The sequence below is a fragment of the Mycobacterium yunnanensis genome (assembly GCF_025823185.1).
In the GTDB taxonomy this organism is placed as follows: Bacteria; Actinomycetota; Actinomycetes; order Mycobacteriales; family Mycobacteriaceae; genus Mycobacterium; species Mycobacterium yunnanensis.
On sequence record NZ_JACKVK010000008.1, the window covers coordinates 594057 to 609180 of the forward strand.

Here is a 15124-nt window from a genome sequence, read left to right on the forward strand (position 1 = left end):
GGCCTGCGACACGTGACGCATGCACGGTATCTTGACGAGCACGATGACCACCGCAGATGCCTCGGAGCACCGGAGCTTCACCGCCAAGGGGCTCGCGACACGCGAACGAATTCTGCGCTCGGCCGCCGAGGTCCTGCTCGCCGAGGGACTGACGGCATTCAACCTCGACAAGGTGCGTCAGGCGGCATCGGTCAGCGGATCGCAGCTCAACCATTACTTCGTCGACCGGCAGGACCTCGTCCGCGCCGTCGTCGCGCGCCAGGTCGAGATCGTGCTGCAGTTTCACCGACAGCCACGCCTGGGTGGGCTCGACACCTTCGAGGATTGGGAGCAGTGGGCCGCCCTGAATGTGCGCTATCTGCGCAAGGTCGGCTATCGCGGCAACGCGACCTATCACGCCTTGGCCGGTCAGCTGGCGAAGTCGGACACGGCCACCCGGCAGACCTTCGCCGACGGTTACTGGCGCTGGGTCACCTTGCTCGAGGACTGTTTTGCCCGCATGAAGAGCCGCGGTCTGCTGGTGCGATCCGCCCAGTCCCGCCAGATGGCCCTGGCGGTCGTCGCCCTGCACCAGGGTGCGGGACTGCTCGCCTTCACCTACCGGCAGGAATGGCCACTGGCCGACGTCACCCGGTTCCTCGTGAACTACGTTCGCCTGCACGCCAAGAACCCCGACGAACGCGCTCCACGGCCCCCGCGCAAGTCCAGGCCCCGGCCCCGTCCTCGGCATGACCAGCCGGGTGAGACGCCTCGCTTCACCGCCAAGGGCATGGCGACGCGCACTCGCATCATCGACGGCGCGGCCGAGCTCATCTTCGAGCACGGGGTCAACGGCACCAGCCTCGACGACGTGCGTCGGGCCGTCGGCGTCAGCGGATCGCAGATCTCCCATTACTTCTCGGACAAGCTGGACCTGACGCGTCAGGTGATCGCGGCGCGGACCGACTTCGTGGTCGCCTTTCACACCCAGGACGTGCTGGGTCGGTTGGACACCTTGGAGTCGCTGCGCACCTGGGTGGACCTGTGCCGCGAACACGCCGTTGCGGAATACCTGCGCGGGGGATGCATCTACGGCTCCCTGACCGGAGAACTCCTCGAGGCCGACGACGTCGTCCTCGACGACTTGGCCGCCGGGTACGACCGCTGGTCAGGATTGTTCGAAGACGGTATGTCGGCGATGCGCCGGCGCGGCGAACTGCGGGCCGACGCCGATCCGCGCCACCTCGCCGTGTCGATCGTCGCCGCGCACCAGGGTGGCGCGTTGCTCACGCACGTCACCGGCAGCGTCGAACCGTTCGAGACGTCGGCGGCCGCCGCGCTCGACTACGTCACCAGCTTCGCCGCACGACCGGCCAGGTCTCGGGCGCGGATGGCGAAGCCATCCTGACGGTTGCGCCGCGGAGATTCAACGGAACTAAAGAGCCGCAAGCACTTTTGCCAAGTCGACGACGTCGCTCGCGATCACCGTCGGCTGCGGGACGCCAGGGGCCACCAGCGGCGCGTTCCCGGGCCGCGTGATCAGCGCGCTGCGCATGCCGGCGCCCTGCGCACCGATCGTGTCCCAGGTGTGAGCCGCCACCATCATGCAGCCCGAGACGTCGACCCCTACCTGCGCGGCCACCCGGCGGTACAGGTGAATCGACGGCTTGAACACGCCGAGCGTGTCCACGGTGAACTGATGCTCGAAAAAGTCGCCGAGGCCCGCATTCTCAAGCGGTGACGGCACATTGGGCCGATGCGGTGAGTTGGTCAGGGTCACCAGGCGGTAGCCGTCGGCCTGCAACCGCGCCAAGCCCGCCGCGGCGTCGGGGTGCGCTGGCATCGTGCGCATCCCCTCGGCGAAGGACTGCAGGTCGTCGTCGGTGACCACTGCGCCCCTGATCGTCGCGACCATCTGCAGTACGGCGCCGCCGAGGGTGGAGAAGTCCGCGTAGTAACCGGACAGCGTCAACGTCATCGAATAGGTGACGAGCTCCCCGAACCACGTGCGCAGGACGCCGGCGTCGCCGAACATCCGCTCGAAGTGGGGGCCCAACGACTCGATGTCGAGCAAGGTTTCGTTGACGTCGAAGACCAACACCGAGGGCAGATCGGCAGCATGGGGTGAGTCGAGTGTCGTCATCGTCTTCCATTGTGGACGACGCCCTGACTTAACCGATCATCACGAGTCAAACCATCGCCTGATCGCCAGTCCCTCCCTTACCGTCCCCCCACGTGACCTCCGCCCATCTCAGCCGTCGCCGTGCGCTCCAACTCCTCGGACTCGCGGGCGGTGCAATGGCATTCGCGCCCGCCCTGGCTGCCTGCGGTTCCGACGCCAGCACCTCGGCGCTGTCCACCTCCGCCCCGACGAGCGGCCGCTTCGACGGCGTCACCCTCAAGCTGCTGGTCAACCAGCCGCACGTGACGTCCTTCCGCGACGTCCTGGCCCCCAAGTGGAAGGCGGCCACCGGCGGCACCCTCGAGGTCACCGCCGCGCCGTACGACCAGTTGACCAGCAAGCAGATCCTCGACGTGCAAAGCGGCACCGGCGAATTCGACGTCTTCGACTACTTCTACTTCGGCCTCGGTGATCTCGTCGATGCCGGGGCCCTCACCGACCTCACCGGCTGGATCGACGCCAACGGCGACAAGATCGGTACCAGCGGCTACCTCAAGTCCATCTACGACCCGTACACCCTGCTCGACGGCAAGCGGTACGGCCTGCCCTACGACGGGGACGTGCACATCCTCTTCTACAACGCCGAACTCTTCGACCGGTACAAGGTCGCGCCGCCGACCACCTGGGACGAGTACGACGACGCTGCCGCCAAGATCACCACCGACGCGAAGGGCGCCGCCTACGGCGCCATCGTCTCCGGCCAGCAGGTGCCGATGATCCTCGGCTGCTCCTACATCAACCGTCTCACCGGGTACGGCGGAAACCTGTTGAACGACAAGGGAAAGCCCGAGTTGACCTCTGATGCGTCGGTCGCGGCGCTGAACCACCTCGTCAAGGTGTCGCCCGCCGCCTTACCCACTCCGTTGCAGATCGGCTTCGACCAGGCCAACACCGCGTTCCTCAGCGGTCAGGGCGCGATGCTCGACACCTGGACGGACATGGCCCTGCGCGCGGAGGACCCGACGGCGTCCAAGATCGCCGGCAAGTGGGGCGCCCTGTCGCTACCCGTGGGTGGTGCGAACAAAACCCCACGCACCGCGCTCGACGCCGGCTTCGGGCTGGGCATCTCCACGGCCACCAAGAACCAGGACGCCGCCTCGGCGTTCATCGCGTGGGCCACCGCCGCCCCGCAGAACCTCGTCGTCTCCTCGACCCCGGGCGCCGGCATCGACCCCGCCCGCGGCGAGGTGCTGAACTCCGACGGGTACGCCAAGGTGGTCACCAAGGCCATCGGCCCCATCCGTGAGGGACTCAACGGCAACCCGCTGGTGTGGCCCAAGACCGCGGGCGCGCCACAGTTGCTGCAGGGTCTCGTCGACCAGATCGCTCTGGCCGTCAACGGCACGCAGACCGTGCAGCAGTCCTTGGAGAACTCCCAGAATCAGTGGGACAAGGCCCTGACGTAACTGGCCTACCCGGCCCACACGTCCTCGACGTAGTGGTCCGAGGCCACCAAATCCTCCAGCCAGTCCTTCGCCTCGGCGTCGTCCCGTCCAGTGCGCGCCCGGTAGATGGCGAGAAAGGACTCGCGGACGGCCGGGGCCATTCGGCCGCCGTCGCCGCACACGAAGACGTGGGTGTCCTTGTCGGGATCGCCGAGCAGTTCCCAGACGTCGTCGGCGTCGGCGGCGATGCGGTCCTGTACGTAGCGCACCCCGGCCCGCGGCGCCCGGGAGAACGCCGGCCGCATGCGCACGATGCCCTGTCGCTCGGCGTCCTCGAACTGATCGCGAAAGATGTAGTCCACGTCGGGGTCTCGAACGCCGAAGAAACACAGCGCCGGGGCGAACGGCTCGCCGGCCTGCTTTGCCGCCAACCGGTCGCCGAGGAACCCGCAGAACGGCGCCACCCCCGTACCGGCGCTGACGAGGATGACGTTGCGCTGCGGGTCGGCGCCCGCCCGAAACGCCTGCCGGGCGGGATCGATCCTGGCCCGGATCGTCGTTCCGGGGGCGGCTCCCGCCAGGTGATTGGACGCGACGCCCTTGAACAGCCCGACGCCCGAGCGTGCCGGCAGGTCGACGACGCTGATGATCACCGCCACCTCGCGCGCCGACAACTTCGACGACGAGGCGATCGAATAGTGCCGCGGTGTCATGGGTTCGAGAAGTTCGAGCAGTTCGGCGCCCGTCAGGACGCAGGCCGGGAACTGGTGCAAGCATTCCAACGGGCTCAGCACGCACGGGTCGGGTGAGTCAGCCAGCTCCTCCAGCTTCGCGCGCTCCGGATCGCACGGATTGGCCGCCGCGAGCCGACGCAGTTGGCTGCGGGTCGCCGGTTTGCGGAGTTCGACGAAGTGGGTGAGAAGGTCGCGCACACTGACCTCGCGGTCCAGCGCGATGAGCCGCCGCGAGGTGCGCCGGGGGTTGACCGCCAGCCGAAGGTCCGAGTCGATCTTCAGTAGTCGCAAGACCGTGTCGACCACCTCGGGAGGGTTGTCGGCCAACACCGTCAGATGGTCACCCGTCGAGTAGGACACGTCATCGGGAAGTGCCACCCGCACATAGTGTTTGGCCTGACCCGCGGTGCTCACCAGTTCGTCGTTGAGCGTGACGGTCATCGGCTGGACGGCGAACCGCGCGTCGATCGCCGCGGTCACCGGACCCTGGATGGGGCGCAGGTCGTAGAGCGGCTCGTCGTTGCTCGTCACCGCCACGGCGTCGGGGTCGCCGTAGCGCGCCGCCAACGCCGACCACAGCGCGCCGGAGAATCCTTCGAGCGTTCCGTTGAGGTCCCCCGAGGTGTCCGCCGCAGCGCGCGGCAGCAACGGCTGACCGCCGAGTTCGGTGAGCCGCTCGTCGATGCGGATCGGGATGGCCTGATACGTGTCGGCCCAGTTGTGATCACCGACGCCGAGGACGGCGAACAGTGGGTCGTCGGTGAGTTCGGCGTCGGCTCCGAACAGCCAGTCCACGAACTCGCGTGCGTCGTCGGTGGGCTGGCCGTTGTAGGACGACGCGACGATCACCACCGCGTCGGCGTCGGGCCAGTTTTCGGCAGCGGAGTCCAGGGGCGCCACTGTCGCATCGCAGCCGATGTCGGCGGCCTCCTCGGCGAGTTGCCTCGCCAGCGCGCGGCACGTGCCGAGATTCGAGCCGTGCAGGACCGCCAGCGTCGTTCCCGCCCTTACCCGGGAAGCCGCCGAATTCGCCGGTGTCGCAACGGTCGCCACGGGCGTCACCACCCGATCGGCGGGGGTCCGCCGAAGGAGGTCGACGTGGAACCCGACCGGGCGGCGGCTCAGTCCGTCCCACTGCAGCGTGTAGTGCTGAGAGTCGACGAGCCGGTAGCGGTGCACGACCCGCGCGATCAGCATGGCCGCTTCGTGCAGCGCGAACTGCCGCCCGATGCAGGAGCGTTCGCCGGTGCCGAACGGTTTGAACGACGCGGTCGAACGGGCTTCGGCGATGGCGGGATCGAACCGGGACGGGTCGAACAGCTCGGGATTGTCGCCCCACTCCGGTTGGCGGTGCAGGGCCCCGGTCAGGATCGTGACCGCCTCGCCCGCCTTGACCGGATAGTGCCCGCCGATGACCGTGTCGGCCAACGCCATTCTGTCGAAGTTCAGCACCGGTGGGGACAGTCGCAGCGTTTCGCTGATCACCTGACGCAGATAGGCGAGCTTGCCGACGTCGTCGTAGGTCGGCAGATGATCGTCGTCGGGCCCGAACACCGCGTCCACTTCGGCGCGCACCCGTGCCATCGCCCCGGGATGGTGAAGCAGGTTGTAGACGGTGTTCGGCATGAGCTCGGAGGTCGTCAACTGTCCGGCGATGAGGAAGGTCATGATCTGGTTGCGGACGTTGTCGGTGCCCAGCGCCTGGTCGCCCTGCGCGCCGAGCATCACGTGGAGCAGATCTCCCGTCTCTCCCACGGTGTGCCCGGCGATGAGCTCGTCGAAGTAGGCGTGCAGGGTCGACAGCTCGGCCTCGAACTCGGGGGTCTCACCGTGTTGGAAGACCTCGGTGATCGCGTTGGTGAAGCTCTGCGGGATCGGCGCCAGCCCGTCGTAGTCATAGGAGTCGAATCGGGCTCCGAATCCCGCCAGCCCGACGGTGTCCATGGCCAGCTTCTGCAGATCGTCGGAGACGTCGACCGGACCGACGCCGACCCGCGCGTCCCACCGCGCGACCAGTTGGCGATTGATGTCGAGCATCGCGTCGTGATAGGCGCGCAGCCCCGCGTAGCTGAAGCCGGGCAGCAGAACGTCGTGCGCCTTCTGCCAATTGGGCTCACCGTGGAAGGCGGTGAACAGTCCGTCGCCCGCCAGCGGTCTCACCCGCGCCAGAGACTGCGTGAGGTTCTTGGCGAACCTGCTCTCGTCGCACAATTCCGCGACGAGTTCCACCGAGCACGCGTAGAGCTTTCGGGTTCCGCTCCAGGTGCCGTAGAAGATCGGGCCGTGGCGTTCGGCGAGCACGTCGATGGGCAGCGCGTAGGGCCTGCCGGCGAGTTCGGCAGCCGCCGGCAGCGGGCCGTCCACGGCTGGGACAGAGTCGATCGACGGGGGCGAGCTTGGTGCGTACTCGGGCATGTCGCGCAGCATAGGCACCAACGCAGACCAAGATCAGCGAAATTTACCAGTCCGTCGACGATGCCACAATCGCGGTGAGTAAATTCCTCGCGTCCCGAGCCGACGTGCATCTATCGTGCCCCCACGTGACCAAACGCGTTCCCGGCTGGCTGGCAGCCCCAGCCATCGCCGGGGTGGCGCTGCTGCTGGTGTATCCGACGATCTACCTCGTCGCGCTCGCCCTGACCAAGTCCTCACTTGCCAAGCCGCTCAACCGCTTCACCGGTCTTGACAACTTCACCGGGGCGTTCGCCTCACCTGCGTTCACCCCGTCGCTGTGGAAGTCGACGGTCTTCGCGGTGGTCGTCGCCGTCACCACGACGCTGCTCGGCCTCGCCATCGCCCTGCTCCTGCGGCACCGCGGTGGCGGGTTTGGCGTCGTGGGCGCCCTGTTCCTCCTGCCGCTGGTGACCGCGCCCGTACTCGTCGGCGTCGCGTGGAAGCTGCTGCTGGCTCCGGTCGGCGGTGGGCTGGCCGGCGTGTTCGGGGCCCTTGGTCTGGCGGGATTCAACCCCCTCGGGCACGGCGTCGGCGCGTTCGTGGTGCTGATGGTCATCCACGTCTGGCAGTGGACGCCGTTCGCGACGTTGATCGCCTTCGCTGCGCTTGGGGTGGTGCGCCCCGAACTGCTCGAGTCTGCGCTCATCGACGGCGCCAGCCCGTGGCGCACCTTCACCACCGTCACCTGGCCGGCGATCGCGCCCAGCATCTGGGCCGTCGCCGTGCTCGAATTGGTGATCGGCTACAAGGTGTTCGACGTCTTGGTCGTCATCACCGCCGGCGGACCCGGCTTCTCGACGAGCCTGTCCCCGTTCGTGATCTACCAGACCGGTCTGCGGGGCAGCTTCGACATGGGCACCGCGGCCGCCCAAACGCTCGTGTTCGGTCTGGTCGTGGGCGCCGTCGCCACCGTGGTCACGGCGCTGCGGTCCCGCGCGGTGAAGGCCGACGCGTGAAGTCTCGACTCGTCCTGCTCGCCGGCGTCGCGGTGGCGTTGTTGCCGATCGCCTACCTGCTGTCCCTGGCCCTGCGCCCGGCCGGTGAGGTGCTGAACTCCAGCCTGCTGCCCGACACGGTGTCCTTCGACAACTTCGTCAAGGTGTTCGACACCATCGAGCTGGGCACCATGCTGACCAACTCCTGGGTCTCGGCCGTCGGGGCCGCGGTGTTGGCGGTCCTGATCGCCACGCCGGCAGCCTATTTCACCGCGCGTCACGTCCGCGGTGACCGCCTGCTGACGATCCTGCTGGCCAGCTACTGCGCACCGCCGATCGTCGCGATCATCCCGCTGTTCTTCCTGCTGCGATACGCCGGGCTCACCAACAGCGTGGCCGGGCTCATCCTGGTCAACGGTCTCGCGGGCGTCCCCGTGGCGGCCTGGTTGCTCGACGGCTTCGTGCGGCGCATCCCCGTCGAGATCGACGAGGCCGCCGTCATCGACGGCCTCACGGTGGCCGCCACCCTGCGCAAGGTGGTCCTGCCGCTGCTGTGGCCCGGCATCGTCGCCGCGCTGCTGGTCACGTTCTTCCTGTCCTACAACGACTTCCTCTTCGCGGTCTACCTCGCGGTGACGAAGGAGAGTCAAACCCTGACCGTCGGACTGTCCCTCTTCCAAGGCGACCGCAACGTGCAGTTCGGCCAACAGGCCGCCGCCGGGCTGCTCGGCGTCGCCCCCGTCTACGTGCTCGCGCTGGCAGCTCAGCGCTACCTCGTCGGCGGACTGACCACCGGAGCCACCAAATGACCGTCCCGTCCTCGGACGTCGAACTCGTCGGCCTCACCAAGACCTACGCCGACCGCGCCGTCGTCGACGACCTGTCCCTGACCCTGCCCGACGGATCGCTGACCGTGCTGGTCGGACCGTCGGGCTGCGGCAAGTCGACCACCCTGCGCATCGTCGCCGGACTGGAGACCGCCGACGGCGGCACCGTCTCGATCGGTGGTCGCGACGTCACCGCGGAGTCGCCGCGCACACGGGACATCGCCATGGTGTTCCAGAACTACGCGCTCTACCCCCACCTGACGGTGGCCGCGAACATCGCGTTCCCGTTGCGCAACAACGGTGTTGCCAAGGATGAGGCATCCCGGCAGGCCCGCGAGGCCGCCGAACGGGTCGGCATCACCCCGCTGCTCGACCGCAAGCCGCGGCAACTCTCCGGTGGCCAGCAGCAGCGGGTCGCCATCGCGCGGGCGCTGGTCCGCACACCCAAGGTGTTCCTCTTCGACGAGCCGCTGAGCAACCTCGACGCGAAGCTCCGCGTCGAGTTGCGCTCGGAGATCCGCCGTTTGCAACAGGATTCGGGCATCACCGCGCTGTACGTCACCCATGACCAGGAGGAGGCGATGACGATCGCCGACCAACTCGTGGTCCTCGACGCGGGCGCCATCGCGCAGGTCGGGACTCCCGAGGAGCTATACCGTCGGCCGGCCAACACGTTCGTCGCCGGCTTCATCGGGTCGCCGAGCATGAACCTGCTGCAGGGCGCTGTGCGGGACGGCGTCTTCGACGGTGACGGCGTGCGCTTCGTCGTACCGGGTGCCGACGGCCCGGCGGTCACGCTGGGGGTGCGACCCGAGGACCTGCTCGTCGTTCCGTCCGAGCACGGCGACGGCACGGTCGAGATCGTCGAATTGCTTGGTCCGCGTTACGTGTTCATCGTGGCGGCCGGGGCGCACCGGCTGACCGCGGTGGTCGAGGCGGCCACCGTGGCGGGGTGGGGGACGGCGCCGACACCCGGGGACCGGGTGAGCGTCGACGTTCGGGCCGACCGGGTGCACCTGTTCGACACGGAATCAGGCCGCCGCCTCGCCTAAGTCCCCCCGCGAGCAGACATAAACCTGTCGCGACACGCCGCAATTGCCGCAGGTTTGCGACTGCTCGCGGGAGAGGGATCAGCGCTCGGTGCGGCCGATGCCCCACGCGTATGGCGGGGGAGTGCCGTTGACCTGGAACGCCCCCAGCACCTTGGCCTTGAAGATGCGTGGGTTGTGCGACGCCACCGTACGCGCGTTGCGCCAATGCCGGTCCAGTCCGCGGGCGGAGGACGTGCCCGACGCGCCGAGGGTGTCGAAGAGGTTGGACGCGGCGTCGATCGCCAACTGCGAGGCCGTCACCTGTGCGGCCGAGGACTCCAATTCGGCACGCTCGCTGGCCTTCTGCAGACCCTCGGTGTCGGACGGGTCGAGGGTCGCGGCCGCGTCGATCGCCTCGGCGACCTTCAGGGCCAGCGCCTCGGTGGTGTAGGCCGCCGCCCAGATCTCGCCGACGCGGGCCAGCACCTGTGGGTCGTCGCGCACGCGAGCGCTGTTGGCGTGGCTGAAGTTCCGCTCTCGCTGCTGCACCTCGCGGGTCACGTCGCCGAGGACGGCACGCGTGATGCCCGCCAGGGAGGCGAGATGGTTGAGCTGGTAGAGGGCGGTCTGATACGGGTGACGCCGCTCGAAGGGCACCAGGTCCTCGACGCGGGCGTCATGGAACTCGGTGGTGCCGGTGCCGGTGCCCCGCTGACCGAAGCCGTCCCAATCGTCGTGCACCACGACCCCGGGCTGGCGGGTGTCGACGATCGCGATCGTGGGGTCGTCGCCGACGCGCGCGTAGACGTCGGCCCATTCGGCGAAGATGGTGCCGGTCGTGTAGTACTTGCGGCCGTTGAGCACCGGTTGTCCGTCGACCTGGGTCACCTCGGTCTGCACGCGGTCGATGGACGTCGAGCCCGTCTCGGTCCACGCGTTGCCCGCGACCTCGCCGCTGACGAAGCGCTCGAACCAGCGCCTGACGTCTTCACCGCGACGGTGCCGGAACAGCACGTCCTCGGCGAAGACGAAGTGTCCGCGAAGGGCCTGGGCGAGGTTGGCGTCGGCGGTCGCGACGTCGATCCACAGCGCCGTCGTCTCCCGCCAGTCCAGGCCCCAGCCACCGAATTCGACGGGGACCCGCAACGCCCCGAATCCGGCCTGCTTCAACGCCTGCACGGCCTCGATCGGCAGCTGACGAGCGAGGTCGCGGTCGCGTGCTCCGGACGCGATCTCCTCCAGTACGGGGGCGAAGCGGGCGCGGGCGTCCTGGACGCGGTCGTCGGCGATGATCGTCACAACGCTGTAGTGAACAGCGGTAACGCCCAGATTGCGCGGCTTTGACTCTGCCAGAGTGCAACCCGCCGCCCTCGCAGCTGTGGGTCCTATGGTGTCGCCGTGACACGTACGCCCTGGACCACGCTGCCGACCGACGACGAGACCGAGAAGTGGGATGCGGTTGCCGACGAGACGGGCCGCCTCCTGGCCCGAGACGCTCTTGCCCGGGATCGCGCCAACGTCGACCCCGAGGGCGAGCTGAAGCTCCTCAAGGACTCCGGGCTGGCCAACCTGCTGATTCCGAGCCAGTTCGGCGGGCACGGCGGACACTGGTCGACCGGCCTGCGCGCGGTGCGGATCCTCGCGCGCCACGACGCGTCGATCGCGCAGATCCTGAGCTATCACCTGGCCAATCAGGCGGCCATCGTCTTCTTCGCCGACCCGTCGCGCTGGGAGCACTGGTACGGCGCGTCTGCGAAGGGCAGCTGGCTGTGGGGCGACGCAGTCAACCCCGTCGACCCCGACCTGGTGCTGACCCGCGACGGCGAGGGCTACCGGCTCAACGGCCGCAAGCGCTTCGCGACCGGCGCCTCGACCGGTGACGTCACCCTCGCCATGGCCGCCGACGGCGAGCCGGGCGCCCGGATCCTGGCCACGGTCGTCACGCGCGACAGCGAGGGCGTCGAGTTCGCCGGTGACTGGGATGCGTTGGGGCAGCGGCTCTCCGCCAGCGGCAGCGTCGAATTCCACGACGTCGCCGTCGAGCCGGGGGACATCCTGGGCGAGGTCGGCGAGGAACCCTATTCGACGCTCGTCACGCCGGGCGTGCAGCTGGGCTTCGCCAACCTGTACCTCGGCATCGCCGAAGGCGCGTTGGAGCGGGCCCGGGAGTTGACGCTGGAACGGCGTGGCTCCTGGCTGCTGGGCACCGCCGAGCACTACTCGCGAGACCCGTTCGTGCAGCGCGTGTTCGGCGAGCTGCTGTCGCGCACCGCGGCCGTCGAAGCGCTGGCCGATCGCTGGAATGCCCGCTTCGACCGGGTGATTGCCCGCGGCGCGGACGTGACCGCCGACGACCGCACCGAGGCCGAGATCGGCATCGCCAAGCTCAAGGTCGTCGCCACCGAGACCGCACTCGAGGTCGCCCACCGCGTCTACGAGGTCACCGGCTCGAGCTCGACCCGCAGCCACGTCGGCCTCGACATCTACTGGCGCAACATCCGCACGCACTCGCTGCACGACCCCGTCGACTACAAGAAGCTCGAGGTCGGCGCCAACTACCTCACCGGTGACGTGCAGCCAATCACGTTGTACACCTAGGAAACCGGCCATCCGGCGAGAGCCAGATCGGCAACGGCTCGCAGTTCCTCGCGGGTGGCGCCGCTGCGAGCCTGAACGGCGAGCCCTTGACAGACCACCAAGACCCATCGGGCCAACAGCATCGGATCGACGTTGGTCAGGTCGCCGTCGGCGACCGCCCTGTCGAAGCGTTCGGCGAGCCTGCCCACGGTAGCCTCCCGCAGTTCGGCCAACCCGGGAGCCCGCCCGACGGTCAGGCAACCGGGTATCTCACCGCTGACGGTCTGCGCCGCGCCGCGCACCATCGCCTCGGCGACCTCGCGAGCCGTCGGTTGCGCGAGAGCGTCGACCAGATAATCGCCGGGACCGGCCATGTAGCGCTGGGCGGCGCGCGCGAACAGGTTCTCCTTGGATTCGAACTCGGCGTAGATGCTGCGCCGGTTCACACCGGTTGCCTCGCTGACGTCGCTGATCGACACGCCGTCGAATCCGCGTGCCCAGAACAACTTCATCGCGGCGTCCTCGACCTGGCCCGGGTCGAACTCCCTCGGCCGACCGATCGCCATGCGACCTCCTTCCGTCGTGACTCCGGTCACACCTGGAATGCCGGCGCGGTCGTCGGACTTGACCACATCGTACTTAGTAACACGACAGTTCGTAATTACCTGGAGGCCATGACATGAGCGCAGCACCCCTGACCGGACGTCGAGCACTGGTGACCGGAGGGTCCCGCGGCATCGGCGCCGAGATCGTCCGGCGGCTGGCGTCGGACGGCGCCGCAGTCGCATTCACCTACTCGTCGTCGAAGACCGAGGCCGACGCAGTCGTCGCCGAGGTCACCGCGACCGGCGCCACCGCGGTCGCCATCCAGGCAGACGCCGCCGACCCGACGCAGACCGGAGCCGCAGTTGACCGCGCCGTTGCCGAACTTGGCGGGCTGGACATCGTGGTCAACAACGCCGCGACGGCGATTCTCGCCCCGGTCCACGAGTTCACCCCGGAGCAGTACGACCGGCTGCTCGCCATCAACGTGGGCGGGGTGTTCTGGACGGTTCACGCCGCGCTTGCCCATCTCGGTGACGGCGCCCGCATCATCAACATCGGCAGCGTCAACGCCGACAGCGTGCCCACCCCGGCGACCGCGGTGTACGCACTCACCAAGGGCGCGGTGTCGTCCTTCACCCGTGGACTCGCCCGCGAGCTCGGCCCGCGCGGCATCACCGTCAACAACGTGCAGCCCGGCCCGATCAACACCGAAATGAACCCCGACGAAGGCGAATTCGCCGATTCCCTGCGACCGCTGACCGCGCTCGGGCGCTACGGAAAGACCAATGAGGTGGCCGCCGTCGTGAGCTTCCTGGCCGGCCCGGAATCCGCGTACGTCACCGGCGCGAACGTCAACGTCGACGGCGGATTCACCGTCTAGCGTTGGCCTCGCGCACGGCCAGGTAGTGCTCGGAGACCGGTTCGCCGTCGACGTAGCGCTCCACGGTCTCTTCGATGACCCGATCCTGCCCGGTTTGCCGGGTGTAGTGCTGGTGCATGTGCTCACCCCAGGAGCGCACGACGAAGGTCTCCACGAACGTCGACTCGCGTTCGACGCTCCGATACAGACGCCATTGCGACGCCCCGGTGCGTTGACGCGACCGGCCGAGCGCCGTCATGGCCGCCAAGAAGGCGTCTTCGTCGGCCTCGGCCACGCGGTAGGAGGTCAGCACCAGCACCGGTCCGTCGAGCGGTTCGGGCTCGAAGATGAGCGTCGGCTCGGGCCAATGCGACGACGGGGTGAGGTCGAGGCTGCTGGTCCTGGCGTGCAACGGCCACCACAGCGAGGACAGGGCGCACACCACCAGCAGTCCCGAACTCACCAGCAGGCTGGTCGAACTCGACGCGGCGCCGGCGACCACGCCCCACACGACCGAGCCGAGCGCCTGCCCGCCCATGAAGATCAGCTGGTAGACCGATAATCCGCGGGCGCGGACCCACGCCGGCAGGCTCAGCTGCATCGAGGCGTTCAGCGTCGACAGCGACAGCAACCAGGAGGCGCCGCCGACGATCAACGCCGCCAGCACGATTCCGAACACGGGCACCAGAGCCAGCACCGCGGTCGCGACCGCGAAACCCGAGGCGCCCACGGTGAGCAAGACGTTCTGACCGAATCGAGACCGCAACCGGCCTAACAGGAATGCTCCGATGACGGCGCCGAGGCCGATCGCACCCAGCAGCAGCCCGTAGCCGGACGAGGACACTCCCAGGTTGTTGGCCGCCACCACCGGCAACAAGCCCCATAGCGCGCTTGCCGGGGCGATGAACAGCGCGGCTCGCAGCAGGATCCGCCGCACGATCGGGGAGCTGCGGATGAAGCGGCCGCCCGCGCTGAGGGCGGCGAGCGCACGCTCAGGCGGATAGTTCTGTTCGACGGCGGGTCGGCGCCACCACACCAGCACCACGACGATGCCGACGAAGGACACCGCGTTCAGCGCGAACACCGACGTCGGCCCGGCGACCGACACCAGCACCCCGGCGATGGCCGGACCGATCGCCCTGGCCCCGTTGAGGCTCATGCTGCCCAGCGCTGCGGCGGCCGGAATCTGTTGGGCGGGAACGAGGTCGGGCTGAATGGCCTGCCAGGCCGGGGCGGTCAGCGCCTGACCGCAACCGATGACGAACAGCAGAGTCAACAGCACCGCCGGCGTCGTCAGCCCGAAGCCCGTCAGCGTGGCGAGCAACCCCACCCCGGCGGCCATGGCCCCCTGCGTCGCGATGAGCAGCCGGCGCCGGTCGACGAGATCGGCTAGGACTCCCGACGGCAGCGCCAGCAGCACCACCGGCAGCGTGGTCGCGGTCTGCACCAGCGGCACGAGCACGGCCGCGCGCGGATCGGCGACCAGCATCCATTGCGCCCCAACGGTTTGCATCCAGGTGCCGAGGTTGGACACCAGCTGGGCGATCCACAGTGCGCGGTAGACCGGTGACCGCAGAGGCGCCCACGTCGAGATGGGCGCAATGGTCAAGGGGTG

The 15124-nt window shown here is 68.6% G+C and carries 12 protein-coding genes; 7 read left to right on the plus strand and 5 right to left on the minus strand.

The window, feature by feature from the left end; genetic code table 11:
- Positions 1–43: 43 nt before the first annotated feature.
- The gene (locus H7K45_RS12875; RefSeq protein ID WP_263996197.1) at positions 44–1387 is read left to right on the plus strand and encodes a TetR/AcrR family transcriptional regulator; all 1344 of its coding nucleotides are present in this window, start codon (positions 44–46) and stop codon (positions 1385–1387) included.
- A gap of 27 nt (positions 1388–1414) precedes the next feature.
- On the opposite strand, the gene H7K45_RS12880 is transcribed toward H7K45_RS12875, so the two are convergent.
- Positions 1415–2122: a haloacid dehalogenase type II gene (locus H7K45_RS12880; protein WP_263996198.1), complete on the minus strand. Its 708-nt coding sequence runs from the start codon at positions 2120–2122 to the stop codon at positions 1415–1417.
- 92 nt (positions 2123–2214) lie between these two features.
- On the opposite strand from H7K45_RS12880, the gene H7K45_RS12885 reads away from it, so the two are divergent.
- Positions 2215–3567, plus strand: a complete 1353-nt coding sequence (locus tag H7K45_RS12885) for an ABC transporter substrate-binding protein (RefSeq protein WP_263996199.1) — start codon at positions 2215–2217, stop codon at positions 3565–3567.
- 5 nt (positions 3568–3572) lie between these two features.
- Here H7K45_RS12885 and H7K45_RS12890 read toward each other — a convergent pair whose 3' ends face one another.
- Positions 3573–6695, minus strand: a complete 3123-nt coding sequence (locus H7K45_RS12890) for a bifunctional cytochrome P450/NADPH--P450 reductase (RefSeq protein WP_263996200.1) — start codon at positions 6693–6695, stop codon at positions 3573–3575.
- A 125-nt stretch (positions 6696–6820) separates the two neighbouring features.
- On the opposite strand from H7K45_RS12890, the gene H7K45_RS12895 reads away from it, so the two are divergent.
- From H7K45_RS12895 to H7K45_RS12905, 3 genes are read left to right on the plus strand one after another with little or no spacing between them, the layout of a single operon-like run.
- Positions 6821–7690: a carbohydrate ABC transporter permease gene (locus H7K45_RS12895; RefSeq protein ID WP_263996201.1), complete on the plus strand. Its 870-nt coding sequence runs from the start codon at positions 6821–6823 to the stop codon at positions 7688–7690.
- On the plus strand, positions 7687–8478 hold the full coding sequence (locus H7K45_RS12900) for a carbohydrate ABC transporter permease (protein ID WP_263996202.1): 792 nt from the start codon (positions 7687–7689) through the stop codon (positions 8476–8478). Before H7K45_RS12895 ends, H7K45_RS12900 begins: the two co-directional genes overlap by 4 nt.
- Complete coding sequence (locus tag H7K45_RS12905) at positions 8475–9548, plus strand: ABC transporter ATP-binding protein (RefSeq protein ID WP_263996203.1); 1074 nt, start codon at positions 8475–8477, stop codon at positions 9546–9548. Before H7K45_RS12900 ends, H7K45_RS12905 begins: the two co-directional genes overlap by 4 nt.
- Positions 9549–9626: 78 nt before the next feature.
- On the opposite strand, the gene H7K45_RS12910 is transcribed toward H7K45_RS12905, so the two are convergent.
- Positions 9627–10826: an acyl-CoA dehydrogenase family protein gene (locus H7K45_RS12910; protein WP_263996204.1), complete on the minus strand. Its 1200-nt coding sequence runs from the start codon at positions 10824–10826 to the stop codon at positions 9627–9629.
- Positions 10827–10925: 99 nt separating this feature from the next.
- Between H7K45_RS12910 and H7K45_RS12915 the strand changes: the two genes are divergently transcribed.
- Entirely contained in the window at positions 10926–12125 is a 1200-nt protein-coding gene (locus tag H7K45_RS12915) for an acyl-CoA dehydrogenase family protein (protein ID WP_263996205.1), read from the plus strand.
- On the opposite strand, the gene H7K45_RS12920 is transcribed toward H7K45_RS12915, so the two are convergent.
- A complete protein-coding gene (locus H7K45_RS12920; protein ID WP_263996206.1) occupies positions 12122–12670 on the minus strand; it encodes a TetR/AcrR family transcriptional regulator in 549 nt (182 codons plus the stop codon). The genes H7K45_RS12915 and H7K45_RS12920 overlap by 4 nt on opposite strands.
- A gap of 113 nt (positions 12671–12783) precedes the next feature.
- Between H7K45_RS12920 and H7K45_RS12925 the strand changes: the two genes are divergently transcribed.
- Positions 12784–13530 (plus strand): 3-oxoacyl-ACP reductase family protein, encoded by a 747-nt coding sequence (locus tag H7K45_RS12925; protein ID WP_263996207.1) that lies wholly within the window; start codon positions 12784–12786, stop codon positions 13528–13530.
- On the opposite strand, the gene H7K45_RS12930 is transcribed toward H7K45_RS12925, so the two are convergent.
- Positions 13520–15118 carry an MFS transporter gene (locus H7K45_RS12930; protein ID WP_263996208.1) on the minus strand — a complete coding sequence of 533 codons (1599 nt, stop codon included), beginning with the start codon at positions 15116–15118 and terminating at the stop codon, positions 13520–13522. The two genes, H7K45_RS12925 and H7K45_RS12930, sit on opposite strands and share 11 nt — an antisense overlap.
- Between the last annotated feature and the right edge of the window lie 6 nt (positions 15119–15124).